The organism is Vibrio quintilis (assembly GCF_024529975.1).
GTDB lineage: Bacteria > Pseudomonadota > Gammaproteobacteria > Enterobacterales > Vibrionaceae > Vibrio > Vibrio quintilis.
This window is the reverse complement of sequence record NZ_AP024897.1, coordinates 1,204,853-1,230,272: the sequence shown is the minus strand read 5'-3', so window position 1 is coordinate 1,230,272 and position 25,420 is coordinate 1,204,853. Positions and strand designations below refer to the sequence as shown.

General features: G+C 43.1%; 24 protein-coding genes. 8 read left to right on the top strand and 16 right to left on the bottom strand.

Features of this window, described 5'->3' with window-relative positions; genetic code table 11:
- Window positions 1–32: 32 nt before the first annotated feature.
- Window positions 33–899, bottom strand: coding sequence for a hypothetical protein (locus OC443_RS05850; RefSeq protein WP_073582722.1), 867 nt, complete (start codon window positions 897–899; stop codon window positions 33–35).
- 751 nt (window positions 900–1,650) lie between these two features.
- Window positions 1,651–1,902 carry a helix-turn-helix domain-containing protein gene (locus tag OC443_RS05845; protein WP_073582720.1) on the bottom strand — a complete coding sequence of 84 codons (252 nt, stop codon included), beginning with the start codon at window positions 1,900–1,902 and terminating at the stop codon, window positions 1,651–1,653.
- Window positions 1,903–2,442: 540 nt separating this feature from the next.
- Here OC443_RS05845 and OC443_RS05840 point away from each other — a divergent pair.
- Genes OC443_RS05840 through OC443_RS05830 form a run of 3 tightly spaced genes read left to right on the top strand, consistent with a single transcriptional unit; the run spans window position 2,443 to window position 6,381 of the window.
- Window positions 2,443–3,357: a hypothetical protein gene (locus tag OC443_RS05840; protein WP_073582718.1), complete on the top strand. Its 915-nt coding sequence runs from the start codon at window positions 2,443–2,445 to the stop codon at window positions 3,355–3,357.
- Between the two features lie 48 nt (window positions 3,358–3,405).
- The gene (locus OC443_RS05835; protein ID WP_073582716.1) at window positions 3,406–5,511 is read left to right on the top strand and encodes a hypothetical protein; all 2,106 of its coding nucleotides are present in this window, start codon (window positions 3,406–3,408) and stop codon (window positions 5,509–5,511) included.
- A 60-nt stretch (window positions 5,512–5,571) separates the two neighbouring features.
- On the top strand, window positions 5,572–6,381 hold the full coding sequence (locus OC443_RS05830) for a GIY-YIG nuclease family protein (protein ID WP_073582714.1): 810 nt from the start codon (window positions 5,572–5,574) through the stop codon (window positions 6,379–6,381).
- A 12-nt stretch (window positions 6,382–6,393) separates the two neighbouring features.
- Here the strand turns inward: OC443_RS05830 and OC443_RS05825 are convergent, their stop codons facing one another.
- A complete protein-coding gene (locus tag OC443_RS05825) occupies window positions 6,394–7,404 on the bottom strand; it encodes a hypothetical protein (RefSeq protein WP_073582712.1) in 1,011 nt (336 codons plus the stop codon).
- Window positions 7,405–7,513: 109 nt separating this feature from the next.
- Between OC443_RS05825 and OC443_RS05820 the strand changes: the two genes are divergently transcribed.
- Together OC443_RS05820 and OC443_RS05815 are read left to right on the top strand one after the other, a co-directional pair.
- Window positions 7,514–7,879, top strand: coding sequence for a hypothetical protein (locus tag OC443_RS05820; RefSeq protein WP_073582710.1), 366 nt, complete (start codon window positions 7,514–7,516; stop codon window positions 7,877–7,879).
- Window positions 7,876–8,631, top strand: a complete 756-nt coding sequence (locus OC443_RS05815; RefSeq protein ID WP_073582708.1) for a hypothetical protein — start codon at window positions 7,876–7,878, stop codon at window positions 8,629–8,631. The genes OC443_RS05820 and OC443_RS05815 overlap by 4 nt, the downstream gene beginning before the upstream one ends.
- Here the strand turns inward: OC443_RS05815 and OC443_RS05810 are convergent.
- Window positions 8,614–9,075 carry a hypothetical protein gene (locus OC443_RS05810; RefSeq protein ID WP_073582706.1) on the bottom strand — a complete coding sequence of 154 codons (462 nt, stop codon included), beginning with the start codon at window positions 9,073–9,075 and terminating at the stop codon, window positions 8,614–8,616. The two genes, OC443_RS05815 and OC443_RS05810, sit on opposite strands and share 18 nt — an antisense overlap.
- Window positions 9,072–10,295, bottom strand: a complete 1,224-nt coding sequence (locus tag OC443_RS05805) for a hypothetical protein (RefSeq protein ID WP_143169306.1) — start codon at window positions 10,293–10,295, stop codon at window positions 9,072–9,074. Before OC443_RS05805 ends, OC443_RS05810 begins: the two co-directional genes overlap by 4 nt.
- A 108-nt stretch (window positions 10,296–10,403) precedes the next feature.
- On the opposite strand from OC443_RS05805, the gene OC443_RS05800 reads away from it, so the two are divergent.
- Window positions 10,404–11,792, top strand: a complete 1,389-nt coding sequence (locus OC443_RS05800) for a zincin-like metallopeptidase domain-containing protein (protein ID WP_073582702.1) — start codon at window positions 10,404–10,406, stop codon at window positions 11,790–11,792.
- Between the two features lie 59 nt (window positions 11,793–11,851).
- Here OC443_RS05800 and OC443_RS05795 read toward each other — a convergent pair whose 3' ends face one another.
- From OC443_RS05795 to OC443_RS05775, 5 genes are all read right to left on the bottom strand, one after another.
- Window positions 11,852–12,376, bottom strand: coding sequence for a hypothetical protein (locus OC443_RS05795; RefSeq protein ID WP_083601601.1), 525 nt, complete (start codon window positions 12,374–12,376; stop codon window positions 11,852–11,854).
- A complete protein-coding gene (locus OC443_RS05790; protein ID WP_073582700.1) occupies window positions 12,363–13,076 on the bottom strand; it encodes a DNA-methyltransferase in 714 nt (237 codons plus the stop codon). Before OC443_RS05790 ends, OC443_RS05795 begins: the two co-directional genes overlap by 14 nt.
- A gap of 25 nt (window positions 13,077–13,101) precedes the next feature.
- Window positions 13,102–14,007 (bottom strand): hypothetical protein, encoded by a 906-nt coding sequence (locus OC443_RS05785; RefSeq protein WP_073582698.1) that lies wholly within the window; start codon window positions 14,005–14,007, stop codon window positions 13,102–13,104.
- A 108-nt stretch (window positions 14,008–14,115) separates the two neighbouring features.
- Window positions 14,116–14,307 carry a hypothetical protein gene (locus tag OC443_RS05780; RefSeq protein ID WP_133150065.1) on the bottom strand — a complete coding sequence of 64 codons (192 nt, stop codon included), beginning with the start codon at window positions 14,305–14,307 and terminating at the stop codon, window positions 14,116–14,118.
- A 655-nt stretch (window positions 14,308–14,962) separates the two neighbouring features.
- Complete coding sequence (locus OC443_RS05775; RefSeq protein ID WP_073582696.1) at window positions 14,963–17,329, bottom strand: S8 family serine peptidase; 2,367 nt, start codon at window positions 17,327–17,329, stop codon at window positions 14,963–14,965.
- 413 nt (window positions 17,330–17,742) lie between these two features.
- Between OC443_RS05775 and OC443_RS05770 the strand changes: the two genes are divergently transcribed.
- Window positions 17,743–18,489, top strand: a complete 747-nt coding sequence (locus OC443_RS05770) for a lysophospholipid acyltransferase family protein (RefSeq protein WP_073582694.1) — start codon at window positions 17,743–17,745, stop codon at window positions 18,487–18,489.
- A 44-nt stretch (window positions 18,490–18,533) separates the two neighbouring features.
- Here OC443_RS05770 and rlmF read toward each other — a convergent pair whose 3' ends face one another.
- Window positions 18,534–19,586, bottom strand: coding sequence for a 23S rRNA (adenine(1618)-N(6))-methyltransferase RlmF (gene rlmF / locus OC443_RS05765; protein ID WP_073582776.1), 1,053 nt, complete (start codon window positions 19,584–19,586; stop codon window positions 18,534–18,536).
- Window positions 19,587–19,889: 303 nt separating this feature from the next.
- On the bottom strand, window positions 19,890–20,108 hold the full coding sequence (locus OC443_RS05760) for a VF530 family protein (protein WP_073582692.1): 219 nt from the start codon (window positions 20,106–20,108) through the stop codon (window positions 19,890–19,892).
- A 258-nt stretch (window positions 20,109–20,366) separates the two neighbouring features.
- Here OC443_RS05760 and OC443_RS05755 point away from each other — a divergent pair, with 258 nt between their 5' ends.
- Window positions 20,367–21,395, top strand: a complete 1,029-nt coding sequence (locus OC443_RS05755) for a S66 family peptidase (RefSeq protein ID WP_073582690.1) — start codon at window positions 20,367–20,369, stop codon at window positions 21,393–21,395.
- 14 nt (window positions 21,396–21,409) lie between these two features.
- Here the strand turns inward: OC443_RS05755 and OC443_RS05750 are convergent, their stop codons facing one another.
- The 4 genes from OC443_RS05750 to OC443_RS05735 all read right to left on the bottom strand — a co-directional run bounded on the left by OC443_RS05750 (window position 21,410) and on the right by OC443_RS05735 (window position 25,296).
- Window positions 21,410–21,901, bottom strand: a complete 492-nt coding sequence (locus OC443_RS05750; protein ID WP_073582688.1) for a thiol-disulfide oxidoreductase DCC family protein — start codon at window positions 21,899–21,901, stop codon at window positions 21,410–21,412.
- Complete coding sequence (locus tag OC443_RS05745) at window positions 21,901–22,596, bottom strand: pirin family protein (RefSeq protein WP_073582686.1); 696 nt, start codon at window positions 22,594–22,596, stop codon at window positions 21,901–21,903. The genes OC443_RS05750 and OC443_RS05745 overlap by 1 nt, the downstream gene beginning before the upstream one ends.
- A gap of 26 nt (window positions 22,597–22,622) precedes the next feature.
- Entirely contained in the window at window positions 22,623–23,066 is a 444-nt protein-coding gene (locus tag OC443_RS05740) for a DoxX family protein (RefSeq protein WP_073582684.1), read from the bottom strand.
- 349 nt (window positions 23,067–23,415) lie between these two features.
- Window positions 23,416–25,296: a methyl-accepting chemotaxis protein gene (locus OC443_RS05735; RefSeq protein WP_234976376.1), complete on the bottom strand. Its 1,881-nt coding sequence runs from the start codon at window positions 25,294–25,296 to the stop codon at window positions 23,416–23,418.
- Between the last annotated feature and the right edge of the window lie 124 nt (window positions 25,297–25,420).

Sequence of the window (25,420 nt, the reverse complement as noted above, 5' to 3'; positions counted from 1 at the left end):
AGGAGTTTCCTTCATTGTGAACCAACTTCCAATCACCAAAAAACGTCTGACTCAGGGTTTTCTTGGGTAAATTGATCATAAGCGTAGTAAAGCGAAATTATATCCTCGTCACAGTCTTCAATGACCGCTTGTGACATAGATTCAGGCAGAGTCGGAACTAGGCTTTCTGGTTTTGCTTTAGGCTTAAAGTGACACACGTATTTGTCAAAGCGATCCGCTTTTTTAGGTTTTGTTTTTCGTAATGTTTGTGCCGCTTTTTCAGCACAAAAATGAAAACAGTCATACTGATAACCCAACGGCTCTGCTGCACGCTTCAAAGTGCGCACCGCATTTTTTCGCTGCGTTGCCGTGCCACAAGGAAAACCCAACAGTTGAAACAAAAAATCTCGGTCTAATGCAGTGTGCTCTTTGTAATACTGCTTAAACCATTTCAGCACCATTGGAGTCACTGAACGTTCAGATTTCATAGACTCTAAATCAATGTAATAAGACTGCTCTTTCTTCTTTTTCTTATCACTCATTGAGTCTTCTTTGATAGCTCTGACCGAATCAAAAAAACTCACGTCTACTGAAAAATGTACTTGTGTATGACTCACCGATTTAATGTGCACCAAAGGGTGATTAACCTTCCTTAACTCGGCTCGGATCACATTGTGATTAGTCTGAAAGAAGCGACCTAGCTCTTGTATAGAAACTGAAGAGTGCTCAACCACGTTGGTGTGATTTAAATAATTCTGCAATTGGTTCACGTGCAGAAGATAAAACGCCAGTTTCAGGCATTTAATGGATTGGTCAGGCGGCAAGAGTTGTTGCTGAATTGGGTTGATATAGGTGTGAATCAACCTTCGATCAACGATTAAGATTTTCTTTTCAGATCCTCCTGTGTTTATTGTGCTCATAATGTGGCTCTCCATATTTAATTTGTGGTAAAAAGTCACAAGACAAAGAGCGTTTATTTAGATTTTTTCCTTTTAAAATAACAACTTACTGTCAATTTTCAATCGTGTTGAACTGCCTCTTATTTGTGCTTTTCTCCTAATGTGATGCCATATCTAAAATAAAAATCAAGAGCAGAAGTGAAGATAATCACAACAAAATATTTTAATGCTGGATCAAGAGGCAAAGGCTCAAATGAGTGTTTGGAGCACTGTCACCAGGGACTGTTAAACTGTCCGCTGTAACGACGCTCATTTGTGGTGAAGTGTCTACACCTTAATAATGTAACTCATTTAAATCCTCTATCGAGTATTTAAAAATAGTTTTTTTAAGCTATAAGAAAACTGACCTAGTCAGGTTTTCCCGTTGTGCTTGAAAAGAAAGGTAAGGTTTGACGGTCAAATCGTATTTCGAAGGTGAGTCTTGCAGCACCAACCCGTTTTACTCTCTTTGACTCGCTGCGCTCGGTGGCTGGAAAAAGAAAAACACAATCCATGCCTCTACGTTGAGCCAGAGATTAAGACTCGCAGAGTCGATGACTTTTGCTTTGTCAAAAGTGGGATAAAAACGCCACTAATACTGAATCGCTCGAAGCACCGCTACGCAATGACTTATTTTAAACGATTTTGAGCCATAACGAAGGTTGAGTGGCTCGTAGCACCTAAACCGCTACTTTGAGCCTAAATCATGGCATTTTGTGAGTATGAAGAGCGGTTAGCGGAAACGCACTTCGTCAAGCTGGGCGAGATAATTGCGTAATGTGCCACGGTTCATTCCTAAATGACGTGCAGCCTTTGTCTGATTACCTCGTGTATGAACAATCATTTCTTCTAACAGCACATCTCTTACCATTGGCACAACCCACGATACATCAGGCGTGGCGTGTCTCTCTGTTCTTGTTGGTTCAAGCATCAGTTTTAAAGTGGTAATGAGGTTTTGCTTATCAATGATCGTTACTTCGGACATGGTATTTCTTACTAAGATAAAAAGGTCGGTAATTATGAAAAACTAAACCGAGTTTGTCTATGAATCACTCAGCCAGTTTAACCGTCCTACACCTGCAAGTGACACTTTATCATACACTACAGCCAGATCATTTCGGGCGTAAACCATTCTTCCAAAGCAAAGTAAAAAGCTATCAATACCATTATCAAAAACCATTGCAAGACAAGGGTTGTTACGCCCGTCACTGCGTGAGCGTATCGCAGCCAACCCAACCAACACATTTTAAAAATGGTTGACTCCTTACCAGTCGTTTAAGAGTTAATGCACTTGCTAAAGCTTCATTGTGTGGTATGAAGTAGATATAAGATAATAAAGGAGAATTATGAAACTGTTTCAAAACCACGATCTTAAATACACCACGACCATACCAAAACTTAACACTCAACTTCGTCAATATCACAGTGAACTGCCACTGTTTAACCGAGTCTTACCAACACTCGATACACCTCGAACGATTCACCGCTCGCAGATAGCCCCAAAACGCTATTTCTGAGGTGAGATATGTTTTTCCACTACACGACGAATCAAGATTTTGAAGCCTATCTCGCTCAACTGACTGAGCGTTGCGGTTATCAATACAAGACGCAGTTTATCAATGCCATATTTCAAAATGACCTGCTGATTTTGCAAGTTAAAAATAATGAGAAAACCGTCCCACAATCAACGTTATTTCGCCCTAACGCACAACAACTTTTGCACTTAAATGACACCTTTCATTCAGGCTGGTCAAGATCGGTAAACTCTGGTTTTAATCAAAAGGGGTTTGATAGTGTTGAGGCTCTCGTTCAAGCCGCTCAATCGCTGACGGTCAATGACCAAGCTTTTTTACCGACCTACCTCCATTTACTCAACGACGCTTTAATCAAATCAGACTTTGAACAAGTGAATCACACACCCAAACCACTGGATAAAAACTCCGTTTTCATAGCCAACCATTTTTCTGAAATTGATAAAGCACTGGCTTCAAAAAGTAGACGAACAAAACGTCGAGTCACGATTTACAATGAACAGGCGTTTCACCGCTCAATGTCGCAGTTTTTACCCTTCTCTCTTACCAATGCTCAAAAAGAAGCGGTATCAATAATCAACATAGCGCATTTTCAAATCGACACGCTACCGCTCGAAGCAAAAGAAAAGCACACGCTGATCCAAGGGTTAAACCAGTTAAAAAGCACTTTTTCAAATCAAACGTCACCGACACAAATAGAAAAGCTCGCCACATTAGTTAAATCAGCGAGATTTGCCGTTATCAGTAACGAATCTAATTCCGCTTCCACTTCTACTCACCAAGTTATGAGCGAACTGAATCGAGCCATTAAGCACTGTCATATCTCACCCGATAGAGAAGAAATCATTAAGTTAATGCAGCAAGTAAAGTTTGCCGCTCTTACACTGCAAAAATCGCTAACACATTGACAAGAAAACGTTTAATGGTATGACATCGGTAAACAAGGACGTTTATTGATGATTGTAAAAATGAAGAAAGTCGCTTTTAGCTGCGACAACAAAAGAAGAGGCAAAAACACAGGCTCACTGAGCAACCATATCCTTTATCTTATCACTGATAAGAAGACCAAACGTTACAGCCTAAAACGCTCAGACTTATCTTTTTCAATTGATCCGTCTCAACCTAACTTGGGACTGTTACTGAGTCATAAAGGCACAACACTGAATCGAGCGGACTTATCAACGCTAGTCAATGACTATTGCCTGAGTCAACACCGCTATATTATTCAAAACTACGTCAAACGTAGCCGTAAAGCCAATCAACTCGACGAGTATCAAGAATGTTTAGATACAAAAAATCTCTTTAATTATCAGGGTTCACTGAGCTTTATCCAAGACGAGTACCAACGCTTACTACAAGCATCAAACAACAATGTAGAGCGAGTCAAGCAAGCCATAGAAACTATGACTCGTCACTTCTTAGCGAACTACTATAACCAGATCAAAAAAGAGCAAAAAATCAAAGGCAGCAAAACCAGACCAGAAGAGATTGAACTTGTTACAAACTTTCATATTGAAGATGAAACCAACCCACACATTCATTTCTATAGCCACGCATACGACCCTGTAACAAAGCGATACATGAACCCACGCTTTTTCTATGAAACAAAGCGCATTGCACATAAACAGATTGAAAAACAGTTCCCATTATTAGAACAAGGTATAGCCAGTGGAGAAGCACAACAGACAGGGGCTAATCATAGAAAAAAATATCTGTCTCACCTCTTAAAAAGATCTGAAAACTGGCGACAAGTGAGGGCGGATTTTAGAGCGTTAGAACAGCGTATTTATGCCACATTAGAGAGTAATGAGCCACTCGCTGCCAAAATCAACACACTTCAACAAATGGGGATTTTACTGTCTGCCCTATCCAACGACCATGTTGAAATAAAACAGGAAGGATTAGGACTTGCACTGAATATCGACACCTTTGTTAATCGAGCTTTAAAACGTTCGTTACGCCAATTTGCCAAGCAGTGGCACTTTGAAAAGCAACATCAACGCCACTGCACGCCAACCATTCAAAAAATGGAAACGGTGCTTCTAAACAATCTTAAAGCCGTGAAATCAGCGTTAGAAAGAGAGTTACGTCAATTACCACCAAGCAAACATAATCAAGCTCAAAAAGACGCTTTCTGTGTGTTTTATCAACGTTGTCTCAACACAGGTATTGTTATCAACCTCAACAAACAAAAACACCTATCATTTCACAAACTTGCAAACACAAAGCTATCCACTATCAGAGCGACAAAATACAACGCTTCACTGTTTAGCTCTAAGGCGTTATCTGGCAAGGCGTTAGCCGATACTTTCAGCCTCGAAGCCGCCGACATATTAGCGCATCAAACGGAGTTAATGAGCTTGATGCCAAAGCACGTTAACTACCGTAAGCAGGTGACAGTCAATCTTAGTGAGCCATTTAATGATATCTATCAAGAACACTTCTCTATTGAGCGTCATAGACGGTTGTTTGATCACTTCGGCATAGAAGTTCGAGAAGAAGGTGATCACACCACACTATTTAATGAGAAAGGCTGTGCGCTGGTTGATATTGAGCGCATAGACGAAAATCATTCCATTATTAGCATCAGCATGCTTAATCCACAGGCTTCTGCGAAACTTCTGAACGCTATGCTACTTGAAGAAGCGAAGTCACTTGCCAGCGATGAAATCCTTGTGATAAGCCCTGTCAATAAGAGGGCAAACGTTGGAGCACTGAGACATTTACACGTTGAACTTATCTTCTCAGGTGACAAATACAGTGAAAAAGTGCAAGTCTCTTACCCTGGTATGGAACAAGACGAAACGCTGCAAGCAATGATAGACAAAAGGTTAGAATCCGAGCTAAAACGCTTTGAGAAGAACTTTCAAAAATACAGTAAGAAGACGCCTGATAAGTTCAGATTCACCAACGCAACAGGATTACATTTGCTTGATTCATCTCGCCTTAGTGAAGCACAAAAAGAAAGAGTAGCGATACAAATAGAGGCTCAAAAAACCTATTTAAAACAGCAGTGTCAGACATTAAATCAAACGACAGAGGTCAAAAAAACACACATTTGAAACGAATCAAGACCGACTTATGTTACTCTTAATGAAACAAACTATAAGTCATTGTATTAAATGGAACTCTTTACTTTCATACAAGCTGTAAACCCAGAAATCATACCAACAAAATGCAAGATACACTTGGCAGTCTGGAACGGATACCAAAACCCATTGGACGTTTATTTGGCTGGTGATTTTGAAGAGTGGCAATCTTGGCAATCAAAGAAAAACTTTAACCGAGACTATATTGTATCACTGATCCAGCTACCTGAACCTAATACTTGGCTTTTTGCTGGCGTTTATGAGTCAGTATCAAGCATATGGAATGAAGATCATTACGACTACACGACTAAATCGATTCCTGAGTTTGAGTCATATTCTGGTCGCTTAAAAGTGTCCTTTACTCGCTCAGGGCGTCAATCTTATTTGATTGCCGAAAACTGGTCTGAAAATATCGTAGTAAAAGAAATTACAGCTCAAAAAGTAGCGGTCGAGAGTTTTCAAGGTTATCAACACACAAGTCTTTCCAAGGCTCACCTTGACATTATTGTTAGGCAACAAATTAGTGATTGGCGTTCCGCTTTATCAAGTGTTTCAGGCATTTATCTGATCACAGATCTTGCCACTGGAAAACTCTACGTGGGGAGCGCAACAGGTGAGAACGGACTTTGGCAAAGGTGGTGTGACTACTCCTACTCTGGTCATGGTGGTAATAACCAGCTTTACTCACTCCTCAGTGAAAAAGGAATGAAATACGCTGACAATTTTCAATACTCTATTTTAGAGATCGCTGATACACATAAAACCAAGGACGAAATATTATCAAGAGAGGCATATTGGAAGAACGTATTAGCCTCTAAGGAGTTTGGTTACAACGATAACTAAAACTTCGTCGTGTTAACGCTTCTTCGGCTTGGGCTTAGAGTATTGCTGTATGATAAACATCGATTTATCAAAGCATTCACTATGATAGGCCTCCAAGTATTCACTAAGCTTGAACGCCAGAAGCTCAACCCACGCTTGATAAAGCCTTACTGCTGATTTGAAATCTTGTGCCAGCATACTTTGCTCCCAGCCAATGCAATCTAATGCAGTGTTCACCGCATCAATAGAAGCTTGTTTGTTTTTGTCTAAGCGCAAATCGTCAAGCGCATTGAAACTTGGAATAACGCTGATAGCAGAGATCACCGCTTTACAAAACACATTCAAATCCACATTAAACTGCGACTGTTGATACAGTCTCGTGATTTCTGGCATATCTCGCAGCGGCTTTATTATCGTTTCTAATTGACGCTTCGCTCCTTGTTCCATAGCCAGACGAACCTCAACAGGCAGGATATGATTAACCCAATAGTGGATATCGCAGTGTTTATTAATCACATACATAAGCGCATAGAGCGTTTGATTTTCAATCTTAATACTCTCGCCTTGATCATCGTTGCTGGAAAGTAGCTCCCCCTCCTCAGAAATCAGCGTCAGCGTTTGCCCTTCAAAACGCAATAAATCCGCTGTAAAAGCCCTTCTCCAATCTATATGAAGATAGTCACGACAGCCTTTTAAAAACTCACTCGTGACAGTGAACGTGCAGCGACTTGGCATCGGTGACGAAGAATTAAAATGGAATAAGGCAAAGTGATTCTGTTTTATCTGCTGATATATAAGGTCAATGTCTACCTTTGAATATTGCACGACAAAAGGTAAATCATATCGTTGAGAAAGTTGCGTAAGCTTTTGAACAACCGAAACTAACCTCTGTTTCACACCCGTTGCTGATTGTGCGTTTTTGAGTTTGTCGGGCAGTTGAGTGATCACCAACTCATAATTGCTTCTCTCTTCTACCGTCAAACCTTCAAAATCTTTATGTTGGTTTAGTTGCTCTATCTCACTAAAAAATCGCTGCCTACTCATACCTTTCTCCCTGTCTTAACTCCATACCATCGACTTACCACAGCCTTGAAATATTGCAAATTAACTTAGGCGTGGTAAGAGATATAGAGAGCCAATGGAAGGAGGAGTAATGAATGACACACTAAATCAGATTGAGGATGAATTACATAACGGTGACGTATCAAGCGTGATTAATTTCATTATCAATGACAGCGACTTTAAGAGCCTGTTTGAACAAGCGTTAAAGAAGCAGCGAATACCCAAAGAGAGTTTCAATCGCCAGTTTTTCCGCTCAAAGCCACAACTGCCAATTATCAGACATTCTTATTACCGATGCCTATTACTCAGTTGTGATTCGGTTTCCGACGCTGATTCACTATTTTTAATACAGTTTTTTAAACCGCTATTGCACCAGTATCAAGTCCAGCAAGCCATTGCTTATGAAAAAGAAGTCAGCGAAATCATTCAAGAGATATTGAAGCGAGGTGACAAGTGAAGCCTCTGCTAAATCAACTGAACAACTACACGTCCATTCTCGACATAGAACACTTATATGTCATTGCAGGTGAAGATTATTCAGCGTTTCTCAAACAATACCGACACGTGGTTTATCTAACGGGACTGACTCAATATTGGCAGCTCCAATTGAAAAAACGTCGCACAGCCAGTAACCAAAAGCACTTTCGAGAAGCACGAAAGGCGCAAGCGAATGAATATCAAAGGCTCACCTCACAGATTTATCAAGATACTCGCATTGATATCAATCGCAGTTACAGCCATGACGAGGTGTTTGATTTAATGGTGAAGCAACACTCTCGATTTCATATCGTTTTAAGCGTCTATGCCAAACCATTGCTTGCAGCAATTCAATACGCTAAAGCCAATACGGGGCTATGGAAACGCTTCAAACAAGAATTGCGTCTTGTCGGGATAGATTATCGCTCTGTAACAAGCCTTCTCAAAGCCATTTACTACCAGAACGAGACGGATTATGCCTATTGCTTAGACGCAATCTATAAGCAGTTTCAATCCTTTTACCAGCACGAGACTGACCGTGATTTTGAAACACTAGTCTTAGAGGCAATGAGCTTTAATTTGATTTTCACGAATACAACTTCGTGCTTTAAAAGGGACAATCTACGCATTACGCTTCCTGAGTTGTTTATCATTAAAGCCTGTTTATCTCAGGCTATGAATCGAACTGAATACCACCAATGCACAGTAGAGCATTTAGGGTTTTCGTTTTAAGCGTGGTTTGCAGCTTTTAGGTTGTTTAGAGACAGGAAGTAAAAATGCTTGCTGCACGACGCTCTCACAAGCCACATATAGCTTCGTCAGGGCAAGATCGCTCAATAATCTGTCTAAAAGCGTTTCTGCGTCCTGCTCTCGATATTGCGACCAGTATGAGAGCGGTTTGTCTTGAAGCACAAACTGACAATGTAAATAGGTATCGAACACCACATTCATCGCCTCTGCTAAACACGATTGATCCACGGCTTTATTGTGCAGTAAAAGGTCGCTTTCCACTCGTTTTAATACTTGCTCAAACATACTGTTCACGAAAGGTTGATTTGCCGCTAGAAACGCTTGAATGAAAGCCTCTTCACTCTGTCTTTGAGTTTCTACACGCTCCATATCAGCCCCAAAAACAGGACTAAAATAACTCAGTGTCAGCAGCTCTAATACTGTCACGGTTTCATCCTTGGATAGATCTGATTCGGCTGCGCTGCCAGTTTGTTTTGCTTGATATGAGTAATCTCTTCTCTGATTTTGTCCAATTCATTTTGGTATTCTCGATCAAGATTAAAGACACAAGACGGCTCTTCTTTAAGTGGTGATTTTTCTGGTGTGTAGACTGCGTCAATCACACGTTGGTCTATCTTCTTCGAGAAAGTCACCGCATTCACATCGAACAACTGATCACGTTCAATCACCGCTACTGCTTTTTTCAAGTTTGCCAACCCTTGATCAGTATAAGGAAAAGCACTGATATGCTTGCTTTGACAAGCCAGTAAAGCATTGAGAAGTTCGTCACTGCTTGGGATTTTATCGAGCACGATATGGTCAATACTGCCAATCAATTCTGGAATAGCGAAAGGTCGAGACTTTCCTTCTTGATAGTAATGCGAACAAAATACGGGCTGTGCTAATTGCTTAATCTTTTTATCCAACTCAACAAGCTGCGTTTGTCGTTGCCTGTAAACTTGAAGTTGCTTTGAAATATGGACAGGTGTTTCTTCACCTTTCCAAGCTAAATCAGCAACAGCAGACAAGCTCAATACCCCGTTATTCCATTCCGCTGGATAGAAAGAAGAGAAATCACAGGTTGGTAATGGTCTATCGTTGAATTGAGCCAGAAAAGGGTCGCTGTTGTTAAACGGGTCAAGCAAAGAAATATCAATATCAGTTCCAATAACGACATTGTTGTTGAGTAAACTGAGGTTTAAGTCATTTTTCCTGTCTGGATTGAGCTTCATCGCCTGTGCATCCGTGTTGAAAATCCAATCACTCAATCCCAAATCGTATTGAGCGAGATACAAACCGATTTGCTCGGCATTCTGATACTCAATCAACGCCGCTTTAAATAGATTGAACTGCTCAATACTGGCTAAAAGATTGCGACCTAACACGTGCGTCTTATCAAGGATCAACTCTGGACGTATCACGTCTTGCTCATAGAAAAACCTAAACAAATCTTGAATATAAGCTTTATCATCCTCTGCGTTTTTACGGACTGAAAACACCATAAATTGCTCGAATAATTCGGGTTTCGCTTCCAGTAAAGCGATGCTTTTTTGAATCATTTTTTCAGTAAACTGCTCTCTCATTGCTTTTCTTCCTGTTTCTCTATTCGTGATATCACAAAACGAGCCTTTCACAAGCTCATAGCAATTTTTCAAACGAATAAACACTCAAAATCCTTTTACTTACTGAAATAAATAAAATCACATATTTTCAATAAGTTGAAGAAAAGTAAATCAATGATATGACATCGATATACCACTAAAAGGAGTGTATCAATGACAAAGAAAAGACTGAGTGCAACTGGCAGCACTACCGAAAAAAAGAGCCAGCAAGACCAAATACTTGACCGTTTATTTGACTATTTTTCCAAGCCAAAAGGGGAAAAACCAACCTCAGATAATGACGTAGAGGTGTCATTCTATCGCTCAACGCTCAACGCCTTACCAATCAACTTTTTTGGAAACCAATACAGCGGTATAAACATTATTATGCTCTTAGCTGACCAACAAAAAATGGCAACCAAGATCCCTTTATACGCCACGTTTAAACAAGCCCAAGAGCTGCTTGAAAAACACAAAGACCAGCTACCAACGCAATCAGAAAACTTTGACCCTAATAAGCCGCTAAAAGGCATTAAACTTGAAAGCGTCGTCGTTAAATATCTGGAAAACTACAAGAAAGATGGTCATAGGATAAGCAAAGCGCAATTCGAAAAGTTCACTGAGGGTATGAGCTTTAAAGAAATGCGAGACAACGGCTTTGAGTTAAGACGTGGCTTGAAGGGATACAGAGTTTTCGCCCTAGAGAAAATCAAACACCTATTGCCGCAATCCTATATTGACGAGCAGCCTTATTTTGCCAAACAAGACGCTCTCGCCAAGCAGACAATGGTTGAGTCAGAAAAAGACCAAGCGTTTGTCAATCAGGCAAAAATGATTATCGAAGCAATGGGCGTGCCTGTCATTGAAAAAGACAAAGACAGAGCCTATTACAACGTTAAAGAAGACCATATTGTCATTCCACCAAGAGAGAAGTTTAAAAGTGACAAAGCACGTTTTGCTGTGATCCTTCACGAACTCAGCCACAGCACAGGGCATCCTTCAAGGTTAAACAGAAAGTTAAGCAATCCATTTGGCTCTCAAACGTATGCGAAAGAAGAGCTTATTGCAGAGACAGCAACACTTTTTATGTGTCTTGATCAAGGCTTAGAAACGTTCCATTCTCACGCAGCTTATCTTGAAAGCTGGACGCAGCAATTTGCTGATCAAAAGAAAGCCTTGCTATCGGTGTGTAAGCAAGCCAAAGAAGCGCAAAGTTACATTTCTGAACGTGTTGAGCAGCACAAATTAAAGCTACAACAAGAAACTCAATATCTCGATTTTTCGCAGCAGAGCCAAACGGTTTTACAGCAAGTGATTTGTGATGAAGCCAGCTTTGACCCGACTCTCAATCCCTTAGTGAATCACTCGATTATCGGGATAAGATATGTAAGCAACGGCATAGAATTAGTGACCGATTCAGACCAAAGAGTGGAAGTGAGTAATGAGTTCAGCAAAAGCCTTTCGAGAGAAATTGAACGACTGATAACGTTAGAAAAATCAGCGTTTCAAGAAGAGCGAAAAAAGCACATTGGCGTGGGTCGTAGGGCTGGACTGAGCGTATGACCGTCCAAAAACGGCAAAAGCCCATAAATGGGCTTTGCTGCAATCCGTTGAAATGTCGTTTAGAGTATTCCCCTCTCTCGTAAAATGACGTCGATAAACCAACCTAAATCATACGTCGTCTCGGCTTCATTCCGTAGCTCGTCTTCAATCCTATGAAGGTTTTGAAGCGATAATTCGTCGTGCCAGTCCAAGCTCTCAACCACCAATAATCTAGCGTAATTCGGCAATAGGTGAAAGATTTCTAACGGGTATGTCACACCAAAATCACGAACGACTTGTTCAGCGGTTTCTTCATTCACCTTTCCCGATTTAGCGACCTTATTGAGCCATTGGTTGTGGAGCGTATTTAACGACCACAGCTCAATTTTCTGAATACATTCTCTATATACCGTTTTATCACTTTGCGTAATCATAACTGCACGAGGACTTTCATAACTAAGAACCTGTTTAGCAAAACACACATTGCAGGTGACGACGGCGGATACCCTTCCATACCCAGATTTAAAATCAGTCAAATCGCAATCGTTAGAATGGCAATGCCAGCAATTAGACTTAACACTTGACTTATACTCAATTTGTCCCATTTTTTTTCTCCTTTGTATTGATTCGATTAATGGCTATATCAAAGTATTTTTTATTGCTTTCAACACCGATAAAATCACGGTTTAACTTCTTACAAGCGACTGCTGTGGTACCACTACCCAGAAAACAATCGAGCACAGTATCACCTTCTTTACTACTGTTTCTGATCAATCGCTCAACCAATGGCAAGGGCTTCACCGTAGGGTGTCCCCAACGGTGTTTATCGCCTGTATTCATTGCGTCCTGATATAATGTCGAAGCATCTTCATAACAAGCAGGTTTACAATAGCCCCCCTTTCTAACATAAAGAACGTATTCCGTATCAGAGTTATATTTATTACTAAATGTAGGCGCAGCGTTAGTTTTATGATATTTAATCAAATCAAAGCTACACTTTTTACCATTTACAAAATAACTCATAAGCATTGGTAACTGGGCTTTATTACAAAATAGATACATATTGATTTTTTTATTAACCCTTACCAACTCGTTTAATATTCTCATATCAAACCCATTAGTTAGATTATTCTCTTCAAGCTTATCAAATATATTTTGAAGAGAATTATTGAGTTTACTCCCCCCACCTGTCTTTGTATTCTCCAGCAAATAAGGTGGATCAATCACAATCAAATCCACACTGTTATCGGGTAAGTTTTTCAAAATATCACGACAATCCGCATTAAATAGCTGTATATTACTCATAATTACTTCCTCTTGTTTAATATTATTAATTCAACATTGAATTGATAGAATTGATTTTATTTACTTCTCTGACAAACACCCAGCGACTGCCCTTCTTGCAGTTTTGATAGTCACCTTTGTAATATCTGTCTGCCTTTAAGTTCCTAAAATAAGGAACTCTATACTTTATCTTTTTACCTCCTCTTATTTTTTCGTGTTTCTTATTAGTCGATTTCACTCTCAATGGTTTGTATTGACTCAGTTTTTTATCTTTTGGTGCGATAATGCAAGACTTGGGAAAACCCTTCACTAATTTTTTCCCTTCCGTTGCAGAGTGATAAGCAAATAGCTTTAAAACAAACTTAAAAAGCTCATAACCTGGTTCATTTTTATTGTTCAACTGGGTAAGATCTTCGGTGTCGAGCTTAATACTTCTTATATCTCCGCACTTCATAGTTGTATAAACATTAATATGTGTCCTATCTAAACACTTTTCGCTATAATTATTATTACTTACCTCCCAGATCTTTAATAACTCTCTTGCGGTCATAATACTCACCAAACAACTTTTAACTTCCATACCAGATAAGTAGCAGCCACTAGGAAAGCATATAGAGAATGTTTTGTATGGAAAATCAAAATCGACATTATTAAAATTGTCAAACTTTGAACTTTTCAAACTTTGGAATAACTCCATATTTTCGATAAAAACAACTTGTCTCCCTTTAGACTCCCAATAAGCTTCCTCAAGCATTAAATAAACATATTCATGAGGTTTATCATGACCTAAATCAATTTCACCTTGTTCATGTAAAATACAATACTTTTTATGTAAGTTAATAAAATCCCTGAATGAATAATTATTTTTACCATATAGTTTTTTTAACTCCCTAGTTATAAAGTAATTGTTTTTTGCTGTTTCAAACTTAGTTTTATAAAGGTTATATGACATATTATCTTCTCCAATTAGTCGATTTTTGGTTGTAACAATCCCCACCCCATACAGGTGTTATTTTTTAAAATGTGTATTAAATAAAAATATTAAAAAATTAACTTTGTATTATGGCGGAGACCAAAAATAAAAAGGGAAGATAAATGAAATGCTAATCGTCAGACGTGATCGAGCCTTACCAGTAAAGGTAATAGCGATATGAACGTGATCGATAAAGTGAGTGACAATACGAGTGGTATTGTGTTTTGAGTGAGCTTGGCAAAGCAAGCATTGAGCAATGTGGGTTAATGGCTTTTTCATTGGTTTCTCCTCTTTTACAACCAGTGTTAAAGCAGAGAAAACCGTGTTCAAAAATATCAAGACAGATCTGTATCAGTAAGACAGATTTAATCTCAAAGCAAAACACTGAGGCAAACCCAATGTCTTTACCATTTTTTGAACTTTATTCATTGCACACAATGGCAATGAAAAGAAGTCGTCTTTGCTTATTTTGGTGTAAAAGTGGAGAACAATTCACTACCACTTAAACATAGTGTGTTTGGAAGAATGTCTCTTCTCAAACTGTGGACGCTATAATAGCAATAAACATAACCTTAGTCAATAACTTTTTTGATTTTTTTGTTGACTTTAAGGAAAAATCATGAGTGGAACTTGACTAATTTTGTTTTTGGGAGTTGAACTGGCGTCCGAAAACGGTCTTCATTCAATCGAAACACCTGACAATAAACAAGCGAAATGCGTGTTCATAGGTGAGCCACACAAAACTTGAAAAGTGAGCCACACGGGTGTTACACTCTCCACCAAGCTCAAAATTAAAACATTTAAAATCAGAAGCTTATTTACAAAAACAAACAGAAACGCCCACCTGTGAGACACACGCCAGCTCCACCAATCGATTGGAAAGGGCCGACCCTCACGGGTTGGCCCTTTTTGTTTTCTCTCTGCTTATTAATCACTATTTCTTGCGGATTTCTGCGGTATTGCTGTAACCGGACACCTCTCCGGATTTGTAGGCCTGAACGCGATATACGTAATGACCGTTTGGTAATGCACTAAACCCACTGTCGGTAAAGCTGGTTTCATTTGCTCCGGCCTGCCCGATTCTGGCAAATTCTATCCGGCCTTTACGTTTCAGGCCGCGTTCAATATAGAAACCCAGTTCATCATCAGAATTATCCGACCAGCTCAGGCTGACATTGACACCACCTGAACTTAAAGCAAGATTACCCGGAGCCGCTAAGCCGCCGGGTTCAGGCTCTGGATTCGTATTTGAATCGACTGTGACCGTAATGGTCTCAGAGATGGCTTCGTCGCCAGAGTTTCTTGCGATCACCCGATATCTGAAATCTCCGGTGTCTGGCACCGTATCAACATAGCTTGTGGAATCTGCCGGCAACTCCGCAACAGTTTCAAATCGAATTCTGCCACGATATTTCACGCCCCGCTCAACCACATACTCTGCCTCATTGGTGTTGTTGTCCTGCCACGTTAATGTCACTGCCAGCCCGTCAACACTCGCCGCTAACCCACCGGGCGCATTCAGGGCAGACGGATCAACCACAGTCACCATCACATCAGTGCTATTGGGTGAGCCGGCATTATCCGTCACTGTCAGTGTCACAGTGTAAGTGCCTGCCGATGCGTAAGCGTACTCTGGATCGGATAAAGAACTGGTATCACCATTACCGAACTCCCATAAGTAGCTCACGATGGTGCCATCTGAATCCGTTGAGTTTGAACCCACAAAGAAGATGCTTTCACCTATGTTATAGCTGTCAGCCGGGTTGCTAATCTGAAGTACTGGCGTTGGGAGCTCATTCGTCACCTGAATAGTGGTCACGGCCGAATCAGTTAAACCATCGTTATCGGTCACGGTTAAGCTCACCTGATAGCTGCCTGCCTGAGCATAAGTATGCGTTGCCATCACGCTGGCTGACGTTGTACCATCACCAAAATTCCACAGGTATGAGACAATCGAACCATCACCGTCTGTTGAACCGGAAGCGTCAAAGTCAACAGAGCTACCAAATGGCACTGAGTTGCTGCTGACCACAATATCAGCCACAGGCGCTTCTGAGCTATTCAGGTTCATCGCATACGTCACCGCAGCATAAGCATCTGCGAGGCCGTGACCAAATACATTATCATCACCCACTGCACCAATATCTGCCGCAGTCGAGAATAACCCGGTTTCAATCTCTGCCGGAGTAATGGCTGGATTTGCCGCCACCATTAACGCCGCAATTCCGGCAGTTAACGGAGAAGAAAATGAGGTTCCGCTGTAGTAAACATATTGATTGTCCGGATAGGTGGTCGCAATATCCACGCCCGGCGCGGTAATATCAACATAAGTCCCCCAGCTTGAAAAACTTGCTCTGTTGTCATTACGATCGGTCGCCCCGACACCAACAAAGCTGGTGAAATCCGGGTAAAAATGCTCCTCTCCGCTGTTACCCGCCGACATAAACAACAAACCATTTTTTGAACGTAAGTACTGAGCAGCAGCATCGATGGTTTCATATTCGATACCACCGTAACTGAGATTGACCACCCGGGCACCATTGTCAGCAGCATATTCGATACATGCAGCCATGGTCGAAATGTAGGCAGAGCTGTTCTGATCACTAATCGCAATCCGTACAGGAATAATATCCACGTTCCAGTTCACACCAGCAACACCGATACCATTATTCCCAACGGCCCCTAATGTCCCTGCACTCCCTGTACCGTGACCGTCTGCATCATAAATATAGTCGGAACCATCACTGGCGTTATAAGCCAGGTCTGTCCGCAGGTTAGGCCCTAAATCCGGATGATTCACATCAAAACCTGTATCACACACCCCCACTAATACGGCGTTACTTCCGGTTGTGATATCCCACGCCTGCGGACTGTTCACATGATTGTGGTGCCATTGGTAAGAAAAAAAAGTGTCGTTTGGCTGTAATGTGGGCTGCACAATATAGTCAGGCTCAGCAAAGGCAACGTAGCCACTCTTATCGATAATCTTAGCAATGGCTTTTTCCCGTCCATGGTGCTCAAAAGTAGCGATGACTATCTGGCTCCCTTCCAGTTTCCGCTCTGAAACAAGCCCCTGACTTTTTAACAGCGCATTGAGCCCTTTAAGGTCATCCGGAGATGCATTCGCATCAAGTTTGTAGATCACCGTTCCGGGGCGAAGCTCTGTCACCTCATAATCATAAATATGCTTATTCCCATGCTCATGCTTATCCTTGTGAGCCAGTGCATTCGTTGTCAGGGGAAGGAGCAAAATCCACAACCACAATTTCCATTGCAACATAAGATACTTAACTTGACGCATACCCAATCTCCCATCTGTTTTTCGGGTCTTATAGATAGTTTGGTCAATAGTGTCAGATATGTAAAACGGGCCTTCGGGATGAATTTGTAACAATTCAGAGTATAACCAGCGCCGCACTTCACCGAACAAAAACAAATGCTAAAGAAGTCATTAACCTGGACGTCACCACGTTAAAATAAGCCAATCTGAAATGTCCGTCCGCTCAGGTAAAATTTTTTACTAAACTTTCGTTTCAGATAGCCTGACTACCGCGATCTGTTGATGAGCCATAAACAAAATCCCAATAACGACACCTGTCCTTATTTCGTATCATCCGTGTTCAGGAATTTTGAATATAAACCCATTTGCATTCAATTAATTACATATTCATACTGACTTATTTCTTTAATACATTCAGAAAACAGGTATGAATAATGATGAGTAAACGGGATTTTGAATTACAGCTTTTGGCCCCTTCCGCTGACAAAGCCGCTCAGTTTTTTACGCATACAGCGGTTCATTCAGGAAAATATGATCAACTGATCACAACAATCCGCCAGCTCCGGCAGCAGGTGTACCAGGAAGAAGGCATGATTTCACAAGCAGAGGAAAAGACATCGTATCTGCAACAGGATATGGATGCCTGGCATTTGATCGGCAGGAAACAAAGTTCAGGCGAGGTGCTTGGCTGTGTGCGGATGTTTTTCTTTCAGCCGACTGATGAGTTTCCATCGGCTGAAGATATGATTGAATTTGGCGGTGTCACCTTTCCCCACCAGGAACTTTACCTGAGTCATCTGCATACAATTCAGTCACATCTCCAATCACTTCGCCACAGGAAAAAACCGCTCGCTTATATTGGCGGCATGTCGGTGAAACATGCCGGACGTAAACTCGGCGGCGGCGCCCTGTTAAGCCTTGGCATCAATGCACTCTCCCGGATTCTTCATCAGGCGGAGGGGATTACGTTTGCCCGAACCGATAAAGGGGGCGCCGCCTTATTTCAGAAAATTGGCGGCTATCTGCTAAAGATGTCACCTGGTATGTTTTACTGCCAGAGCTATCACAGCCATGTTCAGATGATTGGACTAAGGCCAGAAATATTGCCGCACAAATCAGAAGATGTTGTCACCCGGATTGAACAACAGCTGAAAATGAAGCAGGTTTTGGCCGGACAATAAAAACATATCAGGCAGGCGCGCAGTAAACCTGAACTGACCCCCAATCATTCCACAATTTTTCGCTTTTCCGCCATCCACTGCCGGCGCTGTGCTGCGGTCTGAAATGTCCAGGCAATAAACCGGCTGTTTTTCTGGCCCTGACTCATCTCAACGAGCTGTATTTCCAGTGCACCAGCCTTTTTCAACTGTTTCTGCATCCAGCGTACATTGTCTTTTTTTGAGATCAGCGTGGTAAACCACAGCACCTGCCCGGCAAACTCACGGCTTTCCAGCGCCATATTTTTAATAAAAGCCGCTTCACCGCCCGGACACCACAATTCCGCTTTCTGACCACCAAAATTCAGCGTTTGCTGATGTTGCTTTTCCTTCTTTCCTCCGGCATTGCCACGTTTAGCCCGGTTCAGGTTCAGATTGTTCAGTTTTCTCTGTGTGCCCTGCATTGCTTCCTGCAAAGACTTGTGAAACGGCGGATTACAGGTGGTGACATGATAATATTCATCCGGCTGAATGATGCCTTTGAAAATATGACGGCTGTTTTTCTGTAACCGGCATTCAATCCTGCCCTGAAGCACAGCATTGCTGTCAGCAATCCGGCTGGCATTTTTCACTGAGGCCGGATCCACATCGCTGGCGGTGTAGTGCCAGCCATAATCACACACACCAATCACCGGATAAATACAGTTAGCCCCGACCCCAATATCCAGCGCCCGGACCTGAGACTGCTCAAAGTTCTTCGCCTCTTTGCTCAGTAACTCTGCTGCCCGGTGAATATAATCCGCACGCCCGGGAATCGGCGGGCAAAGATAACCCTGGGGAATATCCCAGCTGGTGACCTGATAATACCGGTGGAGCAACGCTTTATTCAGCAGCTTCACCGCCAGCGGGTCAGAAAAATTGATCGTCTGTTCCCCCCTTGGATTCGTCGTGATATGCCTTTTCAGATCAGGCAACGCTCTGACCAGTTCAGGGAAATCATAACGTCCCTGATGTTTGTTACGCGGATGCAGTCCCTTCGGAGCATGGACCCGCACAATACTGACATCAGCGGATGATGATCCGGCCACAGAAGGCTTCACTGGTTTTCTTTTTTGACTCATATCACTCAGATCCGATAACAAACGTGTTGAAAAACATATGACAGAAACTTCGGCGGTGAAATTTATCATTCATCGGGGAGATGATCGAGGGATGTTTTCATCATGATGGTATAGCCAAACAGCCCCAAAACACATGATTCAGCATGAAAAAAACCGCTGTTTACTGTATATACCCAAACAATCTGAAGAAGCAGGATTCAGGTTGCCTGGGTATATTTGTAAAGGATAAGTACCTATCTGCAAAGGGTCAGCACTCAGGCTGAACCTTTTGTTTATCCTGAATTGATGTTCAGAAACGCCGAATTAAACAAATGTCCGCAGATACAAAGCTTCCACCTTATCTCTGGCCCACGGCGTCCGGCGCAGAAATTTCAATGACGACTTAATGGAGGGATTATTGTAAAAACAATTCACATTGATCGCATCATATAACCCATCCCAGTCGTAATACTCAACCAACCGGGTAAGAATTTTTTCCAGGGTTAAACCATGTAAAGGATTGTTCGGTTGCTCTTGACTCACAAATAATGTCCTCAGATCGTGTCAAATCAGGTGCACGAGGTGCCGTCCGTCATCGTACCACGGGTGTCATCGTACTGATTGAATAGCACCACAGGCAAAAATACCGGTAATAAAAATGTCGATGGTATCAGATGTCGCTGAACTTAACACCGCAAATCATGACATGATATTCACACCTTATTATACAACATGGTATAACAGGTGAATCTCGCTTCACTTCATTTGAGAGCGGTCAATGACATCAGCCGGAGGAAACAGATGAGATATCCCAAACCATTACAGCACGGCAGTACCATCGCAATTACTGCATTTTCGGCCGGAGTTGCCACAGAGCATCAGGCTCGTTTTCATGTGGTCCGGGAACATCTGCTGTCCGCCGGATTCAATGTGATTATCGGTGAATGCCTGTACGGACAGGCAAAGCATGTCAGTGCCCCGGCCCGGCAACGGGCAGATGAACTGATGTCTTTTCTGCTGGATGACAACATTGACGCCATCTGCCCACCCTGGGGGGGAGAAATAGCGATTGAACTGCTGCCATTACTTGATTTTGAACGTCTTCAGACTGTCAGGCCAAAATGGATTCTGGGATTTTCCGATGTCAGTACGATTACTGCGGTCCTGACTTCGAAGCTCAGATGGGTGACCGCACACTGCGCAAACCTGATGGATCTCACCCCTGAAGCCACAGACCCGTTAACCCGGGAGACTCTCAAACATCTGGCAACCCCGGCCGGCGGATCTTTTACCCAGACAGCAACCACTTCATACGCAGACAGCTGGCCGGATTTTGTCACTAACCCCACAGCCGGATTTGTATCAAACAGACCGACCTGCTGGAAATGGCTGGTCAGTCCGCAAACGGGCACTTCAGTTCACGGCAGGTTGATTGGCGGGTGCTGGGATACCATGATTCATTTGCTGAATACTCCCTATCTCGATCTGAAAGCGCTGACACAAAGCTATCCTCAAGGCATCCTTCTGTATCTGGAAAATGCAGAAATGTCTCCCCCGGCTCTGGTGCGGGCTATTCACGGGATGAAATTCCGGGGCGTATTTTCAGAGATTAACGGACTGTTGCTCGGCCGCAGCGCTGCTGTCGATCCACAAAGCGCGCAAAGCCTTCATTACCATGAAGTGCTCAGCCACTATCTGACTGATTTGGGGATTCCGGTCATGATCGATCTGGATATTGGTCACCAACCACCAAATCTGACATTAATCAATGGCGCAACGGCAACGGTAGTGCCCGGAGAAAATGCTGCGCTGCATCAAACTCTCAACTAAACCTGTGAAGGCAATTAACCGGAGAAATCATCCACATCCAGAAGACGGATTTTCAATGCTGCATCAGGCATGGTACAAATATTTTTCCGGCCAAAAAATCGATACCGGTTGCGGGCAATCCACTGATAAATCTGTTTGCGGAGAGTTACAGGAAGCAGGCAGAACAGAGACATGATCTGATACACCCCGCCAATTCTGGCCGTAATTTTGATCAACGCATCCAACCCGGTATAGGCATTTCCCTGTTCAAGATACAACCAGCTGTCAGGCGCATCAGCGTCAATGCCATAATGGTTTAAAACACACCTGCCAAGCCCGGACTGCACCGGACAAATCAGAAATTCCTGCCCGCGGTCACGGGCGGCTATCCATCTTGCCATTGCTGAACAGGCACCACACATGCCATCCACGAACACCACACACTGCTGATCAGGAAATGACGGTACACCGGCATCCTGCCGGTGACTGAAAGGAACAGTATTCTGCGGAGCAATACGTGACAACATCAGGGTAAATCAAACACCAGCGCGGTCAGTGGCTCACTGCCCGGATTGCTCAGCGCCAATTGCGGCTGATTTTCCACTTTGGCACCATCACCGGGAGTCAGCGTGGTTGTATCCGCCAGCAACCGGCCCTTGATCTGATGAAGGTACAGCTTCCGGCCGGCAGGTATGCTGACCTCAAGTTCTGCGCCTGGCTCAAGAATCAGCTGAGACAAAGCTGCATCCTGCCGGATACGCAACGTTCCGTTTTCTCCATCGGGTGTCGCGATCGGCGTCAGACCGGCAGCACGGCCAAAATCTTTTTGCTGATAACCGGGCGCAACCCCCTGTATATCGGGCTGAATCCAGATTTGCAGAAAGTGCAGCTCTTCAGAATCCGAAGCATTATATTCACTGTGGAAAATACCCGTACCTGCTGACATCAGTTGAAACTCTCCGGCGGGCAGCACCTGCACATTGCCTTCACTGTCCTTATGCGCAATCTGCCCTTCAAGCACATAGCTGATAATTTCCATATCACGATGACCGTGGGTATCAAACCCGGCGGCAGGTTTCACCCTGTCGTCATTGATCACCCTCAACGCTGAAAATCCCATATGCTGCGGATCATAGTAATTGCCGAAAGAGAACGTATGCCGGCTGTCAAGCCAGCCGAAGCTGGCCCGGCCGCGGTCCTGTGAATGTCGTACTGTGATCATATGCTGTTCCTCCGGACAAACAGAAATCAGGAAATTTTTTGCGAAATCGCCGCATCAAGACTGAATTTACCCGCACCGGAAAACAGCAGTGAAATACAGACCGCCAACAATGACAGCGCATATTCATAACCATTATTTGCCATAAACAGACCGTGCGGCAGGTGAACCGATACAATCGCGACAATCATAGTAAACGCGACAACGGCAGCGGCCGGGCGGGTCAACAGACCGGCCAGGATTGCCAGCCCGCCAAAGAACTCCGCACTACCGGCTAAAAACGCCATCAGCAAACCCGGCCCCAAACCAATCGAAGCCATCCACTGACCTGTGCCTTCCAGCCCATAGCCGCCGAACGCACCAAACAGTTTTTGTGAACCGTGAGCCATCAGTATGAGGCCAACCGGAATACGTAATACCAGCGTGCTGTAACCTGCATGGGATTCAGTCAGTTTTTTGATGAGCGCTTTCATGATGATTTCCTTCAATAATTTTGAATATATACCTAAGCAACCTGAGGTTATTTGGGTATACATTGATGATTCAGGATGTCTTATCCTGCGTGTTCTGACTGTAAGATTAGGTTGAATTATGAGAAGTTCAAACCAGACCGGTTTGACCTGAACATTCAAAAAATTTGAACAAGTGAAAAAGACAGCCTGAGGTCTGTTGATCTCAGACTCTGTTAACCCCGGAAAACAAACGCCGGCTCAGACAAACAGAACCGGCGCAAATATACCCAAGCAACCTGAAGATGCAGGATTCAGCGTGCAGCCGAAAGGTACAGTTCAAGGAAAGAGAATGCAGGAATGTACCCACCTTTCAAAGCTTAAACCGGTTCACAATCGCGGCTAACTGCTGATTGATTTGCCGGATTTCATCAGAATCTGCCACGGCCTGTTTCCCGTTATCCCCAAGTTCAACGACAATTTTGTTGATCATATTCATATTCTCGCTCAACTCCCCCGTCACCTGACTTTGCTCTTCCGCCGCAGTCGCAATCTGCATACTTAATGAATTAATATCTTCCACATGGGTATGAATTGCCCCCAGACTGCCAAAGACTTCTTCGGAAGCATCACTGGTTTCCTGACAACGTGATTTCGTCCGATCCATGGAGCTGACCACCATGTCCGTCCCTTGCATCATGCTGGTTAAGGCACCTTCAACTTCCGTCGTACTCTGCTTGGTCCGGGCCGCCAGACTTCTGACCTCATCCGCAACCACAGCAAAGCCCCGTCCCTGTTCTCCGGCTCTCGCCGCCTCAATCGCTGCATTCAGTGCCAGCAGATTGGTCTGCTCAGCAATCGCACCGATTTCTGTCAGAATCTGTGTGATTTTTTGGGTCTCATTCACCATTTGTCCGACATCAGAGACCGAGCGCTCAACATCACTCACCAGCGAACGTACTGTGCCCTGAGAGCTTTGCACCATCCGCCCCGATGATGTGCCAACCTGCGCAGCCTGCTGCGTCAGGTTCGCCGTATTGGCAGCATCTTCAGCCATAGAACGGGCAGTTGCACTCATTTCCTCTATCGAAGTCACCACCTGTTCCGTCTGAGAAACGTGTTCCTGCAAAATATCACTGTTACGGGCCGACTGCTGGTTGATTTTTTCCACACTACCTTCCAGGGTCGAGACCGCTCCCCGGATCTCGCACATCATCTCATGGAGGTTTTGAATAAACTGATTCACACTGTCTGCAATCTGGCCTAAATCATCTTTGGAAGTCACGTTCAGCCGTTGCGTCAGGTCGGCCTCTCCTTTGGAAAGTTCACTGATGGTTGCTTTTAAAGCAAGAATCGGTGTATAGAGATTTTGGATCAGAAAATAACTGATGAATGCGGAAATAATAGCGGCAATCAGTGAAAGCAGAATCGCTGTATTTCTTGCCGTCACCAGCCTGGAAAATACCCGGTGGTGATCCAGCCCCATCACGTAATACCAGCGCTTATTACCCACAGCGATTTGATGGGAAAAAAACATTTTATCGGATTGAAAATAAACCGCATCAATCTGGCTGGACAATAATCCGGTCGCCTGTTGAGCCACCTGCTGCAACGCCCGCATTTTTAATGCCTGCTGACCGGAAGGAATTCTCGCATCAGACGATGCAATCACAGTTGAGTCACTATTCAGAATAAAAGCAACAGTTCCCGGAAGCTCGCTGGCTGTTTTTTCCACCAAACCATTCAAAAATTCGAGTTGCATATTAAAAGCAACAGCGCCGTTAGCAATCCGCCGGGCTAAAGTAATCCAGTAGGTATTTGTCACCGGATAAACATAAGGCTCCGTAATCACAATACCCGGCTGATTTTGCGCCATTGAATACCAGTTCAGCTTTCTGCCATCCCCTTTGAGCTTATTGCCCGGCCATGTTTCCGGTGCCAGTTTTTCTCCCAGCGTCCAGAATGCCTCACCATTATCAAAGGCAAATACCGCACTTTGATTGTCAGCGGCATAAGCCAGAGACTGAACCCGCTGCAACCTTTCACTATCGTTTCCCAGAATTGGGGTTTGCCTGAATTGTTCTGCGATATTTTCAAGCCCGGCTATTTTACTTTTCACTCTGTCCCGGATACTTTCTGCCTGTGATGAAATATACGTATCACTTTCCTTTAAAATACTTTCAGTTAAAATTTTCTTTTCCTGAAAATAAAGAACGGCACATGAAAGAGATGCGGATAAACTCACCAAAATCATAACTGACAAAATAAGCGTTTTCTTCAATCCTAAGTTTTTCATATATTTTTTAATTATTGGCTGATACAAAAATATTTATACCCAAGCAACCTGAAGATGCAGGTTGTTTGGGTATATATTTTCA

Excerpts from the sequence above, each read along its gene's own strand:
- OC443_RS05735 (WP_234976376.1), bottom strand. The coding sequence starts at position 25,296 with ATGATTTTGGTGAGTTTATCCGCATCTCTTTCATGTGCCGTTCTTTAT.
- OC443_RS05795 (WP_083601601.1), bottom strand. The coding sequence starts at position 12,376 with ATGGGACAAATTGAGTATAAGTCAAGTGTTAAGTCTAATTGCTGGCAT.
- rlmF (WP_073582776.1), bottom strand. The coding sequence starts at position 19,586 with ATGAGTCAAAAAAGAAAACCAGTGAAGCCTTCTGTGGCCGGATCATCA.
- OC443_RS05755 (WP_073582690.1), top strand. The coding sequence starts at position 20,367 with ATGAGATATCCCAAACCATTACAGCACGGCAGTACCATCGCAATTACT.
- OC443_RS05770 (WP_073582694.1), top strand. The coding sequence starts at position 17,743 with ATGATGAGTAAACGGGATTTTGAATTACAGCTTTTGGCCCCTTCCGCT.
- OC443_RS05820 (WP_073582710.1), top strand. The coding sequence starts at position 7,514 with ATGAATGACACACTAAATCAGATTGAGGATGAATTACATAACGGTGAC.
- OC443_RS05835 (WP_073582716.1), top strand. The coding sequence starts at position 3,406 with ATGATTGTAAAAATGAAGAAAGTCGCTTTTAGCTGCGACAACAAAAGA.
- OC443_RS05750 (WP_073582688.1), bottom strand. The coding sequence starts at position 21,901 with ATGTTGTCACGTATTGCTCCGCAGAATACTGTTCCTTTCAGTCACCGG.
- OC443_RS05745 (WP_073582686.1), bottom strand. The coding sequence starts at position 22,596 with ATGATCACAGTACGACATTCACAGGACCGCGGCCGGGCCAGCTTCGGC.
- OC443_RS05840 (WP_073582718.1), top strand. The coding sequence starts at position 2,443 with ATGTTTTTCCACTACACGACGAATCAAGATTTTGAAGCCTATCTCGCT.
- OC443_RS05740 (WP_073582684.1), bottom strand. The coding sequence starts at position 23,066 with ATGAAAGCGCTCATCAAAAAACTGACTGAATCCCATGCAGGTTACAGC.
- OC443_RS05800 (WP_073582702.1), top strand. The coding sequence starts at position 10,404 with ATGACAAAGAAAAGACTGAGTGCAACTGGCAGCACTACCGAAAAAAAG.
- OC443_RS05845 (WP_073582720.1), bottom strand. The coding sequence starts at position 1,902 with ATGTCCGAAGTAACGATCATTGATAAGCAAAACCTCATTACCACTTTA.
- OC443_RS05785 (WP_073582698.1), bottom strand. The coding sequence starts at position 14,007 with ATGTCATATAACCTTTATAAAACTAAGTTTGAAACAGCAAAAAACAAT.
- OC443_RS05780 (WP_133150065.1), bottom strand. The coding sequence starts at position 14,307 with ATGAAAAAGCCATTAACCCACATTGCTCAATGCTTGCTTTGCCAAGCT.
- OC443_RS05830 (WP_073582714.1), top strand. The coding sequence starts at position 5,572 with ATGGAACTCTTTACTTTCATACAAGCTGTAAACCCAGAAATCATACCA.
- OC443_RS05775 (WP_073582696.1), bottom strand. The coding sequence starts at position 17,329 with ATGCGTCAAGTTAAGTATCTTATGTTGCAATGGAAATTGTGGTTGTGG.
- OC443_RS05790 (WP_073582700.1), bottom strand. The coding sequence starts at position 13,076 with ATGAGTAATATACAGCTATTTAATGCGGATTGTCGTGATATTTTGAAA.
- OC443_RS05825 (WP_073582712.1), bottom strand. The coding sequence starts at position 7,404 with ATGAGTAGGCAGCGATTTTTTAGTGAGATAGAGCAACTAAACCAACAT.
- OC443_RS05850 (WP_073582722.1), bottom strand. The coding sequence starts at position 899 with ATGAGCACAATAAACACAGGAGGATCTGAAAAGAAAATCTTAATCGTT.